The organism is Kitasatospora sp. NPDC088134, assembly GCF_044741705.1.
Taxonomy (GTDB): Bacteria; Actinomycetota; Actinomycetes; order Streptomycetales; family Streptomycetaceae; genus Kitasatospora.
The window spans coordinates 78,983-95,326 of sequence record NZ_JBIUTD010000003.1 but is presented as its reverse complement, the minus strand read 5'-3'; the positions used below and the strand labels follow the sequence as shown (position 1 = coordinate 95,326).

Sequence of the window (16,344 nt, the reverse complement as noted above, 5' to 3'; positions counted from 1 at the left end):
CCGCAGCGTGACGGCACCGGTCCACCGATTTCACTACTTGTCGGACCCGCCGTCGGCGGTCCCCTCGGCCCCGTCCAGATCCACCCGTTCGGCCTCCGCCGGTTCGGGTCCGGACCAGCGCCGTTCGTGCCCGGCCACCGCGGCCCGGTAGGCGGCCAGCAGTTCCCCGCCGGCCGCCGCGAGGTGGCCGTACACCTCGGGGTTGGACTCGCGCAGCCGGCCGCCGACCTCGACCGCCTTCACCCCGAGCGCGGCGGCGAACTTCCGCACCTCGTCCACCAGCGGCGCGAAGTCGCTGCCCCCGCCGGGCTGTTCCGTGCTCATGTCGTGCTCCCGTTCGTCGCTCTCACCGGTCGGCCGTCACCCGCACCGGCCGCTCGTCGCTCTCACTGGCCGCGCGGCCACAGCGCGGGATCGGGCGTGAACCGCACCGACAGCGTCCCGTCCGCCAGACCGGCCCCGCTGACCGTGCAACGGCGGAGCGCCGACGGGAGTGCCAGTACCCGCCGGTAGTTGCCCACGCCCAGGATCAACTCGTCGCCGCGGCGCAGCAGTTCGAGTTCGGAACGGTCGGCGCCGGGCAGCGGCAGGTGCCAGACCAGCAGGTTCTCGGCGGCCAGCCGGTCCTCGACCCGGGGCTCGGCGGGGGCCGGCGGGGGCGGGTCCCCGGCCGGATAGAGCCGGTCGGCGAGGGCGGCCAGGGTGCGGTCGCCCTGTCGGCCGGTCAGCACCGGGATGTCGCCCAACTGCTCGGCGATGGAGTCGAGTTGCTCCTGCTGCCGGGCGGCGGTGGCGGCCAGCCAGGGGTCCGGCGAGCCGGCCGCGGCGAGCGGCAGGGCGCCGTGCGCGACCACCGCGTCCAGCGGCAGGCCGTGCAGCGCGAGCCCGGCCCGGACCCGGGCCAGCGTGCGCGGCGCGGGGCGGGCGGCGTCCAGCACCAGCCGGACGGTGGTGCCGGGCGCGGTGATCGCGGCGGCGGCCCCGGCCAGCGCGGCGGAGGCGGCGGCCCGGGCCTCGAACAGCTTGTCGGTGGGCAGCGGGACGCCGGCCAGCCCGGCCAGCAGCGGGCGCAGCGCCCGGGCGGCCTGCCGCTGCTCGGGCAGCAGCCGGGCCAGGTAGCGCTCCAGCTGGGCGGGCAGCGCCAGGGTGGCGATCAGCTCGGCGGGCGGCGGGGCGGCGACCACCAGCACCTCGGCCTCGGCCCGGGGCAGCGCGCGCAGCAGGGCGAGGGCGCGGGTGCCGGGCAGCGGGGCGAGTTCCTCGGGGTCGAGCGGCTGGGCGCCGATCAGGTCGAGGGCGGGGGCGATCCGGTCCCGGTAGCCGTCCAGCGCGGAGCGGAACGCGGCCTGCTCGTCCAGCCGGGCGGCCGCCAGGTGCGGCTCCGGCTCGACCGGGTCGGGGCCGAGCCGGACGCCGAGCAGGTCGTCGACCGCGCGGTGCGGGTCGTCGGCGGCCAGCAGCAGGGTGGCGCGGCCGCGCCGGGCGTGGTGCAGGGCGGTGGCGGCGGCGATCCTCGCGGACTCCGGGCCGCTGACCAGTACGGTGCGGGTGGCCACGGACCCGGTCAGCCCTCGACGCGCTTCTTCAGGCCGGCCAGCGCGCGGTCGATGATGACCTTCTCGGCCTTCCGCTTGATCATGCCGAGCATCGGGATCTTGACGTCCACGGCCAGCTGGTAGGTGACCTCGGTGGCGCCCGCGCCGCGCGGGGCGAGCGCGTAGGAGCCGTCCAGCGCCCGCAGCATCTGGCTCTGCACCAGGGTCCAGCTGACCTCGCGGTCGCCGTCCCAGGTGTAGGCGAGGACGTGCTCGTCGCGGATCGCCCCGGCGTCCAGCAGCAGCCGGACCTGGGCGGCGCGGCCGTCCGGGCCGTCCTCCAGGACCTGGATCTCCTTCACCTCGCCGGTCCACTCCGGGTAGGCGGCGAAGTCGGCGATCACCGCCATGACCTCGGCCGGGGTGGCGTCGATGACAATGCTCGACCTGGTGTGCTCCGCCATTGCGGCCTCCGCGATCTCCCTGTGCTGCTGTGCGCCCAGCAGAGGCTATCGCGGGCGGGGCCGCCCGATTCCCGCGCGGGCACCTACCGGCGGGTCACCTGCGCACTGCCGTAGGGTTCCAGTGGTCCATCCGCACTTCCGACCTGCGGTGTGACGATTGGAACACCGAGACCGACCCCCCTGGTCGAACTCACCTACCGAGCAGTAACGTCCAGTCGTCCCGCAGCGTCGCAGACGAGGAGCAGTCTTGCTCGAGGAGTTCAGCCTTCCGGCCCGCTACCAGGTCCCGAGTGACGGCAACCTCGCCGACCTGGTCCACCAGAACGCCGAGCGGCACCCGGGTACCGCTGTCCTCAGCCGCAAGGCGGACGGCCGGTGGCAGGACCTCACCGCCGTCCAGTTCCTCGCCGAGGTGCACGCCGTCGCCAAGGGCCTGATCGCCTCCGGCGTCACCCCGGGCGACCGGGTCGCCGTGATGTCCCGCACCCGCTACGAGTGGACGCTGCTGGACTTCGCGATCTGGACGGCCGGCGCGATCACCGTCCCGGTCTACGAGACCTCCTCCGCCGAGCAGGTGCAGTGGATCCTCGGCGACTCCGGCGCGCTCGTCGTGGTCACCGAGACCGACCAGCACGCCGCGGTGGTCGCCGAGGTCCGCGACCGGCTCCCCGGGCTGCGGCACACCTGGCAGATCGAGCGCGAGGGCATCGCCGCCCTCACCCGGGCCGGGCAGGACGTCCCGGACGCGGAGGTCGCCGAGCGCCGGGTGCTCGCCGGGCCGGACTCGATCGCCACCATCGTCTACACCTCCGGCACCACCGGCCGCCCCAAGGGCTGTCAGCTCACCCACGGCAACTTCCTGTCCGAGCTGGGCAACGTCACCGCCCGGATGCCCGAGCTGTTCCGCACCGGCGAGTCCTCCGTCCTGCTGTTCCTGCCGCTGGCCCACGTGCTCGGCCGGATCGCCGAGATCGCCGCCGCCATCGCCCCGGTCAAGCTCGGCCACGTCTCCGACATCAAGAACGTCACCGACGAGCTCGGCTCCTTCCGGCCGACCCTGATCCTCGGCGTCCCCCGGGTGTTCGAGAAGGTCTACAACACCGCCCGCGCCAAGGCCCAGGCCGACGGCAAGGGCAAGATCTTCGACCGCGCCGCCGACACCGCCGTCGCCTACAGCCGCGCCCTCGACAACGGCGGCCCCTCGCTCGGGCTGCGCCTCCGGCACGCGGTCTTCGACAAGCTGGTCTACGGCAAGCTGCGCAACGCCCTCGGCGGCCGCTGCAAGACCGCGATCTCCGGCGGCGCCCCGCTCGGCGAACGGCTCGGCCACTTCTACCGCGGCATCGGCTTCGCCGTCCTGGAGGGCTACGGCCTCACCGAGTCCTGCGCCGCCACCTCCTTCAACCCGGACGACAAGCCGAAGATCGGCACCGTCGGCCAGCCGCTGCCCGGCTCCTCGATCCGGATCGCCGAGGACGGCGAGGTGCTGCTCAAGGGCCCGCAGATCTTCACCGGCTACTGGAACAACCCCACCGCGACCGCCGACGCCCTCCGGGACGGCTGGTTCGCCACCGGCGACCTCGGCACCCTCGACGACGAGGGCTACCTGAGGATCACCGGCCGGAAGAAGGAGATCATCGTCACGGCCGGCGGCAAGAACGTCGCCCCCGCCGTGATCGAGGACCGGATCCGCGCCCACGCGATCGTCGGCGAGGTCATGGTGGTCGGCGACCGGAAGCCCTTCATCGCCTGCCTGGTCACCGTCGACGACGAGTTCTTCCCGCGCTGGAAGGCCCTGCACGGCAAGCCCGCCGACGCGACGGTCGCCGACCTCCGCGAGGACCCCGACCTGCTCGCCGCCGTCCAGTCCGCGATCGACGACGGCAACCAGGCCGTCTCGCACGCCGAGGCGGTGAAGAAGTTCCGCCTCCTCACCACCACCTTCACCGAGGCCAGCGGCCACCTCACCCCCTCGCTCAAGCTCAAGCGCAACGTCGTCCTCAAGGACTTCGCCCCCGAGATCGAGGCGCTCTACACGCGATAGGGCAGAACACCGGGGGCGCTGAGGATTTCCGCGCCCCCGGTTTTCGCGTCCGTCCCCGTCCTAGCGCGCCTGCAGCAGCCCCGTGAGGCGCTCCGCGAGCATGTCCCAGCGCCAGGCCGCGTGCACCCAGTCGCGCCCGGCCCCGCCCAGCTCGCGGCGCAGCGCCTCGTCGCCGAGCAGCCGCACCAGCCGCTCCGCGAGCAGCACCTCCCCGTCCTTCCCGGGCACCACGTAGCCGGTGACGCCCTCGCGGACGGCGTCCGGCGCCCCGCCGGAGTCCCCGGCGACGACCGGGAGGCCGGTCGCGGAGGCCTCCAGGTAGACGATGCCGAGGCCCTCGACGTCCAGGCCGCCGCGCCGGGTGCGGCAGGGCATGGCGAAGACGTCGCCCGCGCCGTAGTGGGCGGGCAGCTCCGCCCAGGGGACCGCGCCGGTGAACACCACGGACGGCCGGACCCCGACGGTGTCGACCAGCTTCTCCAGCTCGGCCCGGTAGGGCCCGCCGCCGACGATCAGCAGCACCGCGTCGGGGTGCGCGGCCAGCACCCGCGGCCAGGTCCGGATCAGGGTGTCCTGGCCCTTGCGCGGCACCAGCCGCGAGACGCAGACCGCCACCGGCCGGTCGGTGAGCCCGAGCCGGGCCCGGACGGCGGCCCCGCCGGAGTCCGGGCGGAAGGTGGACTCGTCGACGCCGGGCGGCAGTTGGACCATCCGGGCGGCCGCGGCGGGGCCGACCGCCCGGGCGATCCGGGAGCGGGTGTACTCGCCGAGGTAGGTGAGCACGTCGGTGCCGGCCCCGATCCGGCGCAGCAGCTGCGCGGAGCCGGGCAGCTGGGCCCAGGCGGCCTCGTGCCCGTGCGTCATGCCGAGCAGCCGCTCGGCGCCGGCCCGGCGGAGCGCGGGGGCCGTCAGGCCGAGCGGGGCGGCGGCACCGAACCAGACCGAGGTGCAGCCCTCCGCCCGGAGGATATCGGCGGCCCGCCGGGTGACCCGCGGTGTGGGAATCATCATGTTCGTCCGGTCGCGGATCACCGGGAAGGGCTGTTCCGCGTCGAACTTCGCCACCTCGGTGCCGTCCCGCCAGGTGGAGGCGTACACCACGATCGAGCCGCCGGGCTGGCGTACGGCCATGTTGTGGACGAACGCCTGGATGCCTCCGGGCCTGGGCGGGAAGTCGTTGGTGACGATGAGTGTCTTGTACATGGCCGCGGCTCGCTCGGTCGGGGGTGCTCGGAGTACCTGTGCGTGGTCCGTACGATAGGTCACCGTGCCCGTGCGCCGGGGCCCGGCCCGCCACCGCCGGCGGTGGTGGTGGGAACGGCGGCGGCGCGGGCGGTTCGGGCACGGCTCGGTGAATTGCCGGACGGCCCGCGCAACCGCTCGCGGGCGGGTACGGTCCTTACCGGTGTACCCGCCGGCACCGGCACCGCCGTGCCCGCGCCCCGGGCCCCGGTACGCACCCGACGACCCGAAGGAGCGCAGTGGAGTCAGCCCAGGCCGAGCGGCCCGGCAGTCCGGAGTCCCCGGTCCTGCCCGCCGTGCCCGCGCCGAGCCGCCGTCCGCTGTGGGCGCTGGGAGCCGGTTGGGCGGTGTCCCGGACCCTGATCGTGCTGGTGGTCGCCGGGGTGCTGCGGATCGCCAGCACGGACGTGACCGCGGACGTCTCGGTGATCTACCACAGCTGGTACGAGGTGCTGCGCACCGGCACCTTCCCGCTGGACGACGTGACCTGGCAGTACCCGCCGGGCGCGGCGCTGGTGATGCTGGCGCCGGGGCTGCTGCCCTGGTCGTACCTGGTGTCGTTCTGGGTGGTGTGCGGCGTGGTGGACGCGGCCGCGATGGCGCTGCTGATGCGCGCCGGGGTCCGCAAGGGCCGCAGCTACCTGGGCGGCTGGTACTGGGTGGTGGGCGTGCCGCTGCTCGGGCCGACGGTGTACTGCCGCTACGACATCATCGTGACGGCGCTGGCGATCGCGGGCCTGCTGGTGATGCTGCGCCGCCCGGCGCTCGGCGGGGTGCTGCTGGGCCTGGGCGGGCTGCTGAAGGTGTGGCCGCTGCTGGCGCTGATCGGCACGCCGCGCGGCCGCCGGACCAGGCGGGCGTGGACCTCGGCGGTGGCGTTCGCGGCCGCGCTGGGGTTCCTGCTGACGGCGGGGATGAACGGGGCGTTCGAGTTCCTGAAGTTCCAGTCGGAGCGCGGGATCGAGATCGAGTCGGTGGGCGCGCTGCCACTGCACTTCGCCAAGCTGGCGGGGTCGTGGCACGGCACCGTGACGATGAACTACGGCTCGGTGGAGTTCCTCGGCCCGTGGGTGCAGGTGATCTCGAAGGTGATGGTGGGCCTGTCGGTGGCCGGCTTCGGCTGGCTGCTGGTGTGGCGTCTGCGGGCGGCCCGCTGGACGACGGCGACCACCTTCGACGCGGCGCTGTGCGCGCTGCTGGTCTTCACGGCGACCAGCCGGGTGATCAGCCCGCAGTACATGATCTGGGTGGTCGGCCTGGCGGCGGTCTGCCTGACGGTGCGCGGCACCAGCCAGCGCCCGGTGGCGGTACTGGTGCTGGTGACGGCGGTGCTGACCACGCTGGAGTTCCCGGTCATGTTCGGGGCGGTGAACCGGAGCGAGCTGGGCGGCGTGCTGGTGCTGACGGCCCGCAACGTGCTGCTGCTGGTGACCACGGTGCTGTCGGGGTACCGGCTGTGGCGCTCGACCCGCCGCCGGGAGGCGCTGACCACGGTGGTGCTGCCGACCGACCAGGTGGCGCCGCAGTACCCGGTCCGGCCGGGGATCGCCTACGAGCAGGACCTGCTGGACGACCTGGCCCCGGCCGACCGGGCCTGACCCCGCACCCGTCCGGAACCCCCCGTCGCAAGTTGCTGGAAGCTCTTGCAGCGGGGGGTTCCGCGCTGCCACCATCGCCGGATGATCGACTACGACATCCTGATCGTCGGCGGCGTCGGCGTGGACACCATCGTGCGGGTGGACCGGCTGGAGGTCCCCACCGGCCGCGACTCGGTGGGCGTCCCCCCGGTGTTGGACTACCCGGCGCACACCGGCAACGGCGTCGCCCTCGGCTGCCACGCGCTGGGCCTGCGCACCAAGTTCGCCGACTTCCTGGGCGAGGACCCGCAGGGCGCCCTGGTGCTCGCCGAGTACGCCCGGCGCGGCCTGGACTTCAGCCACCTGCCCGCCCCGGCGGGCACCCCGCGCAGCGTCAACCTGGTCGACCGGGACGGCCTGCGGTTCTCCTTCTACGACGGCCGGCACCCGGCGGACGCCCGGCTGCCGCGCGCGTTCTGGCTGCCGCTGCTGGAGCGCTCGGCGCACGTCCACCTGTCGATCACCGGCGTCAACCGGGAGATGTACCCGGACGTCGAGCGCCTGGGCCGCAGCAGTTCCACCGACCTGCACGCCTGGAACGGCACCGACGAGCACCACCGGTACTACGCGCTCCGCTCCGACCTGGTGTTCCTCTCCGCGGCGGGCCTGGACAACCGCCCGGAGGCGGTGATGCGCGCGGTGCTGGAGCAGGGCCGGGCCGAGTTGGTGGTGGCCACCGCGGGCGCGCACGGCTCCTTCCTGCTGACCCGCGCGGACGCCGCGCCCCGGCACTTCCCGGCGGCCGACCCGGGCGCGCCGGTCGTGGACAGCAACGGCGCGGGCGACGCCTTCGTGGCGGGCTTCCTGCGGCAGCGGCTGGCGGGCCGCCCGGTCGAGGAGTGCATGCGGGCGGGCGCGGTCGCCGGGGCCTTCGCCTGCACCACGGCGGGCACCCACACGGCGTTCCTGGACGCGGCCGGCCTGGACGCGGCACTGGAGCGCTGACGGTCCGTCAGCTCTTCAGTCTGGCCACCTCGGTGATCCAGTCCTTGGTGAACTCGGCGATGCCGAGCCCGAGTTGGGACCGCATCGCACGGTCCAGGCCGCCGGCGCCGAACTGCCCGACCGTCCGATAGAAGGCGACCAGCCGGTCCTGGCCCCAGCGGCGGGCGATCAGGTCGCAGGCCAGCCAGGCGAGTTCGTAGGCCTGGGCGATGCCGGCCGAGCCGGCCGCGAAGGCCGGGTCGGCGGGCAGTTCGGCGGGCATCCGGCCGGCCTGCACGTCCTTGGCCAGCTCGGGGGCGATCTGCCGCAGGGTCCGGCCGGTGCCCTGGTAGCCGGTGTAGTCGGCGACGCCCTCGGAGAGCCAGAGCGGCGTCCAGGGCCGGGTGTCGGCCCGGGTGACGACATGGGTGGCCTCGTGGGTGACCACCACCCGGCGGCCGAGCTCGCTGAGCTGCCGGTAGGCGTCGGGGTTGACCACGATCCGGTCGGCGGGGGTGTGCACGGGGGCGCCGCCGACCGCCAGGGTGACCGCGGCTATGCCCTGGTAGGCGTCCGCGGAGACGTCCATCCGGGTGGCGAACTGCTGCTCGGTGAGCGGGAGTTCGAGCAGCAGCCGGGGCGGGCTCCAGTCGCCCCAGACGGCCCGGACCACGGGGGCGGCGCGGTCCGCGAGCTCGGCCAGCGCGGTCAGCTCGGCCTCCTCGCCGAGGCCGAGCACCAGGCTGTACCGCCCGTCCACGGCCCGCACCGTGCCGAGGTCCCAGGGGGCGGCGGCACCGGACGGCGTCTCGCCGGCCACCCGCCAGCCGGCCGGCTCGCGGACCAGCCGGACCCGCCGCTCCAGCAGCGCCGGGTAGTCGTCGACGCCCTCGATCCGGTAGCCCAGCTCGGCGGCCACGCTCAGCTCGGCGGCGCCGGCGGCCGGCTCGGCGAAGGCGGCCGGCTTCAGGGTGTACGCGGCGAGGCGCAGCCCGGCGGTGCGGGCCAGCAGGTCCCGGTCGGCCTCCTCGGCGCCGGCCGCGGCGACCGCCGCCAGCCCGGCCGCATCCCGACCGAGGACGGCGGCGGCCCGGGCGGCCAGCACCCGGGCCACCTCCTCGCGGACGCCGGTCGGGGTCGGCGCGGCGGACGGGAGGGCCATGGCGGGGGCCCGGGGCGGGCCGCCCCCGGGCAGCGAGAGCTGGGCCGCGCCGGCCGCGGCCAGCAGCAGCGCGGCGCGCCGGGACAGCGGAGCACCGACCTGCGGCGCCCGCGGCGGCAGGTCGGTGACCAGGGGATCGTCGGTGAGGCTCAGACCCGCACCACCGTGTTGACCGGCATCGCGCTCACGCTCTCGTAGCGGACCCGGGCGCCGGGGTAGGGCGCGTGCACGACGACGCCCCCGCCGGCGTACATGCCGACGTGGTGCCTGTCGCTGTAGAAGATCACCAGGTCTCCGGGCCGGGCGTCGGCGAGGCTCACCCGCCGGCCGGCCGAGGCCTGTTCCTGCGAGGTCCGCGGCAGGGTCACTCCGGCCTGCCGCCACGCCCAGTACATCAGACCGGAGCAGTCGAAGGTACTGGGCCCGGTCGATCCGTAGACGTACGGCGAGCCGATCTTGGAGATGGCGGCCCGCAGCGCGGCGGCGGCCCGGTCGGAGGACGGCGGCTGGTCGCCGAGGTCGAGCCGGTCGGTGCCCCGGGTGGCGCGCTGCTCGGCCTCCCGGGCGTCGTCGGCGGCCAGCCGGACCCGCTCGGCGGGGGCCAGGCTGTTGAGCAGCCGCTGCGCCTTGCCGAGCCGCTCCCGGACCTCGTCCTTGGCGGCGGCCAGGTGCTGCCGGACGCCCTCCAGTTCGGCCAGCTTGGCGGTGGTCTCCTGCCGGCGCTGGTCCAACCGGCGCTGCCGGTCGGCGAGTTCGTGCAGGGCGTCGTCCTGCCGGGCGGTGGCCTGGTCGAGCGAGCGGGCCCCGGCCAGGTAGGCGGCGGGATCGTTGTCGAGCATCAGCCGCACCGCGGGGTCCAGGCCCTGGGACCGGTACTGGGCGGCGGCGACGGCGGCCAGGGCACCGCGCGTCCGGTTCAGCTCGTCCTGCCCGGCGGCGACCTGGTTCTGCAGCGAACCGGCCTCCGTCTGCAGGCGCTTGAGCTGCTCCTGCGCGGCGTTGTACGTCTCGGAGGCCCGTTCGGCCTCCTCGTAGAGCTGGTCGACCTGGGCCTTGACCTCGCTGCGGCTCGGCGGGTCGGCCGGGGCGGCACCGGCCGCGCCGACGGTGAGGCCGAGCGCGCCGGTCGCGGCGGCGGTCAGCGCCAGGGCGCGGGCGAGGCGCTGGACACCGGGCAGTGGGGGGCGACGATGCACGGACACGCGCGACGACTCCGTTCCTGCGGCCGGCCTCCGCCGCCGCCCGTGGATCGGGCGGCCGTCCTCGCGGGGGCCCGGGGGCAGAGGTTAGCGAGTCCGGCCGATCCAGTCCAAACCCCGACAGTCCCGAATATTCGACCGCGAATCGGACATCCGAACGGAAGCGGCCCGGCACCCCGTGCGGGGTACCGGGCCGAGCGCCTCGGACGGGCCGTCAGATCCGGACGATCCGGTTGATCGGCATCGAGGTGGCCGACTCGTAGCGGACCTGCGCGCCGGTGTGCGGCGCGTGCACGATCTGGTTGTTGCCGGCGTACATGCCGACGTGGTGCATGTCGCCGTAGTAGATGATCAGGTCGCCCGGGCGGGCGTCGGCGATGTTGCTGCCGATGTTGGTGCCCGCGCTCGCCTGGGCCTGCGAGGTGCGCGGGATCGACACGCCGGCCTGCGCGTAGGCCCACTGCATCAGGCCGGAGCAGTCGAAGGTGGTCGGGCCGGTCGCGCCGTACGAGTACCAGCTGCCGATCTTGGAGGTCGCCGCACCGAGCGCGTTGCCGGAGAAGCCGCTGGGCGCGGGGGCGTTCAGGTCGGGGCGGGCGGTGTCCCGGGAGGCCCGCTCGGCCTGCGCCCGGGAGTCGGAGGCAGCCTTCGCCTCGGCGGCGGCGAGCTCGTCGCGCTCCTTCTGGGTGAGCGTGTTGAGCAGGTCGCGGGCCTGGGCGAGCTTGGCCTGGATGTCGTCCTTGTCGGCCTTCAGCGCCTTGGTGGTGGTGTCCAGCTCGGCGAGCTTGGCCTCCGCCTCCTTGCGCCGGCCGTCGAGCTTGGCCTGCTCGGCCTTGAAGCTCTTCAGCAGGTCCGCCTGGGTGGAGCCGACGGCGTTCAGCGTCCCGGCCTGTCCGAGGAAGGCGTCGGGGCTGCTGGAGAGCATCAGCTGCATGGTCTGCGAGACGTTGCCGGTCCGGTACTGCTCGCCCGCGATCCCGGCCAGGCTCTGCTGAACGGTGGTGACCTGCTCCTGCTGGCGGGCCAGCTGGTCCTGCAACTGCCCGACCTGCTTCTGCAGTTCCTGCTGCTTCTCGACCGCGCCGTTGTAGCTCTCGGTCTTGACCTCGGCCTGCTCGTTGAGCTGGTCGACCTGCGCCTTGACCTGGTCCTTGGTCGGCGCCGGGTCGGCGTGCGCCCCGCCCTGGGCGGAGAGCGCGACGGCGGTGGCCGCGGCGGCGGTGAGAATCGAGACCCGGGTACGACTGGCGGGCTTGGGACGACGATGGGACGCCACGAAGGCGGACTCCTTCTTCCTCACACCGCCTACCGGGTGAGCTGACGGGTTCGGGCCGGAAGAAGCCCTACGGTGCCTCACCGACCGCCGAGGCGGCCGGACCTGGCACCGATTCACCCCGGGGGAACGTGGTTCCCCGGCTCCGTTCGACAGCACCCCGGCTGGGGTATCCCCGTCGGCAGACCCGGTGTTGACGGTCTGCCCGCTGCGTCACGGACTCGGCGGCGACCTCCGCCGCCGCCCCCCTTGGGCGATCGACTCTGCGGTGGTCGAGGTAAGACCCTAGTAACCGATCCGTGATCCGTTCAAATCCTTGTCGGAAGAAAATCTGATTCTGGATCAAATTCTTTTGAAAATATGACCGAACGTGATCACGGAGTTACCCAATGCGGGATTCACCCCGCGATTCGGCCCGGAAACGCGACGCCGGGCGTGTCGCAGATCACAGCAGGATCTCGACCGCCCGGGCGTGTCACATCGCGTCAATTGTCGCCCACTGGGGGCATATGTCCGATTCTTCGGACCGTCAGAACGGAACCCGCGCGGGGTCAGACCCGGCGGATGGTGGAGATCGGCATCGCGTCGACCTTCATCACCTTCACCACGTCGCCGGTGTGCGGCGCGTGCACCACCATGCCGTTGCCGATGTACATGCCGACGTGGTGCTGGTCGCCGTAGTAGATCACCAGGTCGCCGGGGAGCGCGTTGGACCAGTCCTTGCCGACGTTGGTGCCGTAGCTGCCCTGCGCCTGCGAGGTGCGCGGCAGGCCGACGCCGGCCTGCTTGTACGCCCACACCATCAGGCCGGAGCAGTCGAAGGTGCTCGGGCCGGTGGCGCCCCACACGTACGCCGCGCCCTGCTTGCTGAGCGCGGCCGACACCGCGGTCGCGGCGTAGCCGGAGGCCGGCGGCAGGGTGGACGGGTCGATCCGGGAGGCGCCGCGCGAGGCCGCGCCGTCGGTGCCGCGCAGGATGGCCGCGCGGTCGGCCGCAGAGAGCTGGTTGAGCAGCTTCTGCGCCTCCTGCAGCTTGGTCTGCACGTCCTTCTTGGCGTCGTTCAGCGCCTGGGTCTGGCCGTCCAGCTCGTGCAGGACCTGGGCGGCCTCCTCCTTCTGCTGGTCCAGGCGGCGCTGCTGGTCCTTGAGCGACTTCAGCGTCTCGGCCTGGGTGCTGGCGGCCTGGTCGAAGGAGGCGGCCTGGGTGAGGTACTTGTCCGGGTCGGAGGAGAGCATCAGCTGCATCGACGGATCGACGCCGCCCTGCCGGTACTGGTCGCCGGCCACCGCCGCCAGCCCGGAGGCCAGCTCGGTCAACTGCTGCTGGCTGCGGGCGACCTGGTCCTGCAGCTGGTCGGCCTGCTTGCGCAGCTGGTCGGCCCGGTCCTTGGCGCCGTTGTACTTCTCGGCGGCCTGCTCCTGCTCGTCCAGCAGCTTGTCGACCTGCGCCTTGACCTCGTCCTTGCTCGGCTGGGCGGGCGCGGCGTGCGCGCTCACCTGGGCCGACAGGGCGACCGCGGTCGCGGCGGCAGCGGTGAGCACGGACACCCGCGCACGGCTCGGCTGCTTGGGACGGCGGTGGGAGGCCAAGGGGGAGCTCCTTCTTCCTGCTGGACTCACCCGGGGGAGTGAAATCCGGAATATAGGTTTGACGCCAGACCCTAGTGAAGTCGCTGTCCCGCGTCCACTCCCGGGGCGGCCCCGGACCGCTTCCCGGCCCGCCTTCACCACACCGACACACTCCGGTCACCGGGCGGTGTCCTGACGGGGCGTCGGCCCAGCTCAGCCCCGGGACAGCCGGTTCAGCAGCAGCACCGAGGCGACCGGCCGGGCCCCCGCCTTGCGCACCCCGTCCGCGACCTCCTTGTCGGCGGAGACCACCACCACCGGCCGCCCCTGCGGCTCGGCCCGGACCAGCCGGCGGATCAGCTCGTCCGCGGTCTCCCCGGTCCGGCTGAACCGGACCCGCACCCCGCGCGGCGGCGCCATGATCACCGGCACGTCCAGGTCCTGGCCGTCGAACACGCAGGTCACCTCGGCCTGAGTGCGCTGGGCCAGCATCGCCAGGCCGCCCAGCAGCCTCATCCGCTGCTGCTCCAGCGGCAGTTGGGGATAGCCGGTCTTGGTGACGTTGTAGCCGTCCACCACCAGGTGGACCTGCGGGATCGCCAGCAGCTGGTCCAGCAGCGCCGGGTCGTCCTCGGCCAGGCCGCGCCGGGCCACGTCGTGCGGCGAGGCCGAGCCGGGCTCGACCGCCTCCACCAGGTCCGCCGGGCGCAGCGCCGTCACCGGCAGCGCCAGCTCCCGCTGCAGGCCCTGCGCGGACTGCAGCAGGGTGTCCAGCAGCAGGCGCAGCCGCATGTCCTCGACGCTGCGGCCCTCGCGGGCGGTGCGGCGGCCGTTCTCCACCGCCGCCTCCAACTCGGCGACCCGGTGCCGCAGCCGGCGCGACTCGCTCTCGGCGGCGCTGCGCTCGGCCGCCGCGGCCGCCTTCGCGGCCTCCAACTCCCCCGCCAGCCTCCGGCTCTCGGCCTGCGCCCGGCGGGTGTCGGCCTCCAGCGAGCGGACCTTGCGGCGCAGCGACTCGGCCTCCTTGCGGACCCCCTCGGACTCGGCGCGCTGCCGCTCCGCCTCGGCCCGGGCGGCGGCCCGGGCCTCCGCCAGCTCCTCCTGGAGCTTCTCGGCCAGCCGGACGGCCTCGGCGGCGGCGCCCTCGGCGTCGACCCGCCCGGCCTCCTCGCCGGCCTCCTCGACCAGCCGGGCCCAGCCGGCCGGCCGCACCAGGTAGGCGGCGGCCGCGACGTCCATCGGGTCGGCGGCGGCGGGCGCGGTGCCGGCCTCCAGGGCGCGCACCAGGTCCGGCTGGCCCAGCCGCAGGCGGTCGGCTATCCGGACCCGGAACGCCGGGTCGGACTCCAGCGCGGCCGCCAGCGCGGTCGCCGCGTACTTGGCCCGGCGGGCGGGGGTGAACTTGGCGTACGGGCGCAGCGCGGGCGGGAGTTCGCCGACGGCGACGGCGCCCAGCGCGTCGGAGGCGAGGCCGACCACCCGGCGGCGCACCCCCTCGGGGAGGGGGCGCGAGGAGCCCTCGTCCGTACCGGGGGTGTCCGTACCGGGGGTGTTGTCCGGGCCCGGGGCGGGCGCGGTCCCGTCCGGACCCGCGGGCGCGTTCGCTGCCTCCGCCACTGTCCTCGGCTCCGATCCTGGTCCGGGCGGGTCCCTCCCGGCGGGCGCCGGGCGGGGGGTCGTTCCGCCGCTGCTGTCGATTGTCCCGTCTACCGTGCCGCACCGACACCACCCCCACCGACGCGTCCGCCCCGCGCCCCCGGTCCGGGCGGACGGGGGCGCGGGGCGGTGGGGGGCGGGTCAGCCCTGCTCGGCGGCGCCGTCCCCGGGCTCGTCGGCGCCGGGGCGGGCCACCAGCTCGACCTGGTCGACGGCGTTGCACCAGCGGCAGCGGACCGACTCGATGGTCTCGGCGAGCACCTGGGTCTCCTCGACCTTGGACTCCCCGGCGAGGTCGAAGTGCACGAAGTCGGTCACCCGGGACGAACGGGTGACGTCGAAGCGGGTCAGGTTGCCGCACAGGGTGCAGCGCCAGCGGGTCTCGGCGGTCGGCGCGGCAATGGTCATCAGTGTGGTCCCTCTCGGCTGGTCCCGGTTCCGGGCCTCCAGCCTATTGCCTGCGCCGAGACGGCCGGGTTCCGGTCCACAGCCCGGACGCCCACCCGTCCGGAGCAGCGCCCGGTGTCGGGGGCACGCCCCCGAGGAATGCTGACCGGTATGGTGCTCTCCGCCCCCGCCCGGGCCGGTTCGCCGGCGGCCGAGCGGGCCGTCCGCACCCCGGCCGTCACGTACCTGCTGATCGCGGTGTCCGCGCTGGTGCTGCTGGTCGGCCCGGCCGGTCCGAACCCGCTGTACGGCAGCGGCGACGCCCGGGCCTGCGCCGAGCAGCGCTACCAGCAGCGCTGGGGCGCGGTCCCCGCCGAACTGCTGGGCGGGCACCCGCTGTCGGCGGCCCAGCTGTCCGCGCTGCCCCCGGCGGCCCCGGGCTGCGCGCTGCCGCCGACCCCGGGCAAGAGCCCCGAACTGTCGGTGCTGACCTCGCTGTTCGTGCACGCGGGCTGGATGCACCTGATCGGCAACCTGCTCTTCCTGTTCGTCTTCGGCCCGGCCGTGGAGGCCCGGCTGGGGCGGGTCCGGTTCCTGGTCGGCTACCTGGCGATCGGTTACCTGGCCACCTACGGCTACGCACTGGCCGAGGCGCACACCGCGGACGGCACCCGCGCGCTGGTCGGCGCGTCCGGCGCGATCGCCGGGGTGCTCGGGGCCTACCTGCGGCTGTACCCGAAGGCCCGGGTGACCGCCCTGGTGCCGCTGCTGCTCTTCCTCCCGCTGCGCTTCCCGGCCTGGCTGGTGCTCGGCCTGTGGTTCGCCCTGCAGTTCTGGTCGGTCGGCGCCGGCGGCTCCGGGGTGGCGTACCTGGTGCACGTGATCGGCTTCCTGACGGGCTGGCTGTTCGCCTGGGCCGCCCGTCCGGCGGGCGATACCCTGGGCGCACCTTCTCGAACAGGAGTTGCTCAGTGATCACCGCGATCGTCCTCATCAACACCGACGTCGACCGGATCCCCGAGATCGCCGAGGCGATCGCCGCCATCGAGGGCGTCAGCGAGGTCTACTCCGTCACCGGCACCTACGACCTGGTCGCCATGGTCCGGGTGCGCAACCACGAGGACCTGGCCGACGTGATCCCCGGCCGCCTCAACAAGGTCCCGGGCGTCTCCGGCACCGAGACCCACATCGCCTTCCGCACCTACTCGCAGGTCGACCTGGAGGCCGCGTTCTCGCTCGGCCTGGACGGCTGA

15 protein-coding genes and 1 riboswitch are annotated in these 16,344 nt (G+C 74.3%); of the genes, 5 read left to right on the top strand and 10 right to left on the bottom strand.

Annotated features, from left to right (window positions below; genetic code table 11):
* Window positions 1-33: 33 nt before the first annotated feature.
* The 3 genes from ACIOHG_RS06245 to ACIOHG_RS06235 form a co-directional block, all read right to left on the bottom strand.
* On the bottom strand, window positions 34-324 hold the full coding sequence (locus ACIOHG_RS06245) for a DUF5304 family protein (protein ID WP_400945955.1): 291 nt from the start codon (window positions 322-324) through the stop codon (window positions 34-36).
* Window positions 325-386: 62 nt separating this feature from the next.
* Window positions 387-1,556: an ArsA family ATPase gene (locus ACIOHG_RS06240; RefSeq protein WP_400945952.1), complete on the bottom strand. Its 1,170-nt coding sequence runs from the start codon at window positions 1,554-1,556 to the stop codon at window positions 387-389.
* 8 nt (window positions 1,557-1,564) lie between these two features.
* Window positions 1,565-1,999, bottom strand: coding sequence for an SRPBCC family protein (locus ACIOHG_RS06235; protein WP_400945949.1), 435 nt, complete (start codon window positions 1,997-1,999; stop codon window positions 1,565-1,567).
* A 247-nt stretch (window positions 2,000-2,246) separates the two neighbouring features.
* Here ACIOHG_RS06235 and ACIOHG_RS06230 point away from each other — a divergent pair, with 247 nt between their 5' ends.
* The gene (locus ACIOHG_RS06230; RefSeq protein ID WP_400945947.1) at window positions 2,247-4,043 is read left to right on the top strand and encodes an AMP-dependent synthetase/ligase; all 1,797 of its coding nucleotides are present in this window, start codon (window positions 2,247-2,249) and stop codon (window positions 4,041-4,043) included.
* A 60-nt stretch (window positions 4,044-4,103) separates the two neighbouring features.
* On the opposite strand, the gene ACIOHG_RS06225 is transcribed toward ACIOHG_RS06230, so the two are convergent.
* The gene (locus ACIOHG_RS06225) at window positions 4,104-5,246 is read right to left on the bottom strand and encodes a glycosyltransferase family 4 protein (RefSeq protein ID WP_400945945.1); all 1,143 of its coding nucleotides are present in this window, start codon (window positions 5,244-5,246) and stop codon (window positions 4,104-4,106) included.
* Between the two features lie 278 nt (window positions 5,247-5,524).
* On the opposite strand from ACIOHG_RS06225, the gene ACIOHG_RS06220 reads away from it, so the two are divergent.
* The gene (locus tag ACIOHG_RS06220; RefSeq protein WP_400945943.1) at window positions 5,525-6,883 is read left to right on the top strand and encodes a glycosyltransferase 87 family protein; all 1,359 of its coding nucleotides are present in this window, start codon (window positions 5,525-5,527) and stop codon (window positions 6,881-6,883) included.
* A gap of 81 nt (window positions 6,884-6,964) precedes the next feature.
* Window positions 6,965-7,867 carry a carbohydrate kinase family protein gene (locus tag ACIOHG_RS06215; RefSeq protein WP_400945940.1) on the top strand — a complete coding sequence of 301 codons (903 nt, stop codon included), beginning with the start codon at window positions 6,965-6,967 and terminating at the stop codon, window positions 7,865-7,867.
* Window positions 7,868-7,874: 7 nt separating this feature from the next.
* On the opposite strand, the gene ACIOHG_RS06210 is transcribed toward ACIOHG_RS06215, so the two are convergent.
* The 6 genes from ACIOHG_RS06210 to ACIOHG_RS06185 form a co-directional block, all read right to left on the bottom strand.
* The gene (locus ACIOHG_RS06210) at window positions 7,875-9,008 is read right to left on the bottom strand and encodes a hypothetical protein (RefSeq protein ID WP_400945937.1); all 1,134 of its coding nucleotides are present in this window, start codon (window positions 9,006-9,008) and stop codon (window positions 7,875-7,877) included.
* A gap of 149 nt (window positions 9,009-9,157) precedes the next feature.
* Window positions 9,158-10,210, bottom strand: coding sequence for an NlpC/P60 family protein (locus ACIOHG_RS06205; protein ID WP_400945934.1), 1,053 nt, complete (start codon window positions 10,208-10,210; stop codon window positions 9,158-9,160).
* Between the two features lie 211 nt (window positions 10,211-10,421).
* Complete coding sequence (locus ACIOHG_RS06200; protein ID WP_400945932.1) at window positions 10,422-11,483, bottom strand: NlpC/P60 family protein; 1,062 nt, start codon at window positions 11,481-11,483, stop codon at window positions 10,422-10,424.
* Between the two features lie 10 nt (window positions 11,484-11,493).
* A riboswitch (cyclic di-AMP (ydaO/yuaA leader) is annotated at window positions 11,494-11,656 on the bottom strand.
* Window positions 11,657-12,031: 375 nt separating this feature from the next.
* Window positions 12,032-13,069 (bottom strand): NlpC/P60 family protein, encoded by a 1,038-nt coding sequence (locus ACIOHG_RS06195; RefSeq protein WP_400945930.1) that lies wholly within the window; start codon window positions 13,067-13,069, stop codon window positions 12,032-12,034.
* 192 nt (window positions 13,070-13,261) lie between these two features.
* Window positions 13,262-14,665 carry an NYN domain-containing protein gene (locus ACIOHG_RS06190; protein ID WP_400945927.1) on the bottom strand — a complete coding sequence of 468 codons (1,404 nt, stop codon included), beginning with the start codon at window positions 14,663-14,665 and terminating at the stop codon, window positions 13,262-13,264.
* Between the two features lie 180 nt (window positions 14,666-14,845).
* Window positions 14,846-15,112: a hypothetical protein gene (locus tag ACIOHG_RS06185; RefSeq protein ID WP_400945925.1), complete on the bottom strand. Its 267-nt coding sequence runs from the start codon at window positions 15,110-15,112 to the stop codon at window positions 14,846-14,848.
* 150 nt (window positions 15,113-15,262) lie between these two features.
* Between ACIOHG_RS06185 and ACIOHG_RS06180 the strand changes: the two genes are divergently transcribed.
* Both ACIOHG_RS06180 and ACIOHG_RS06175 read left to right on the top strand, forming a co-directional pair.
* A complete protein-coding gene (locus tag ACIOHG_RS06180) occupies window positions 15,263-16,066 on the top strand; it encodes a rhomboid family intramembrane serine protease (RefSeq protein WP_400945923.1) in 804 nt (267 codons plus the stop codon).
* Window positions 16,063-16,344, top strand: coding sequence for an Lrp/AsnC ligand binding domain-containing protein (locus ACIOHG_RS06175; RefSeq protein ID WP_400945921.1), 282 nt, complete (start codon window positions 16,063-16,065; stop codon window positions 16,342-16,344). Before ACIOHG_RS06180 ends, ACIOHG_RS06175 begins: the two co-directional genes overlap by 4 nt.

What these genes read in the sequence shown, in the direction of transcription:
- ACIOHG_RS06245 (WP_400945955.1), bottom strand. Translation starts at nt 324, where the DNA reads ATGAGCACGGAACAGCCCGGCGGGGGCAGCGACTTCGCGCCGCTGGTG.
- ACIOHG_RS06235 (WP_400945949.1), bottom strand. Translation starts at nt 1,999, where the DNA reads ATGGCGGAGCACACCAGGTCGAGCATTGTCATCGACGCCACCCCGGCC.
- ACIOHG_RS06225 (WP_400945945.1), bottom strand. Translation starts at nt 5,246, where the DNA reads ATGTACAAGACACTCATCGTCACCAACGACTTCCCGCCCAGGCCCGGA.
- ACIOHG_RS06215 (WP_400945940.1), top strand. Translation starts at nt 6,965, where the DNA reads ATGATCGACTACGACATCCTGATCGTCGGCGGCGTCGGCGTGGACACC.
- ACIOHG_RS06210 (WP_400945937.1), bottom strand. Translation starts at nt 9,008, where the DNA reads ATGGCCCTCCCGTCCGCCGCGCCGACCCCGACCGGCGTCCGCGAGGAG.
- ACIOHG_RS06185 (WP_400945925.1), bottom strand. Translation starts at nt 15,112, where the DNA reads ATGACCATTGCCGCGCCGACCGCCGAGACCCGCTGGCGCTGCACCCTG.
- ACIOHG_RS06180 (WP_400945923.1), top strand. Translation starts at nt 15,263, where the DNA reads ATGGTGCTCTCCGCCCCCGCCCGGGCCGGTTCGCCGGCGGCCGAGCGG.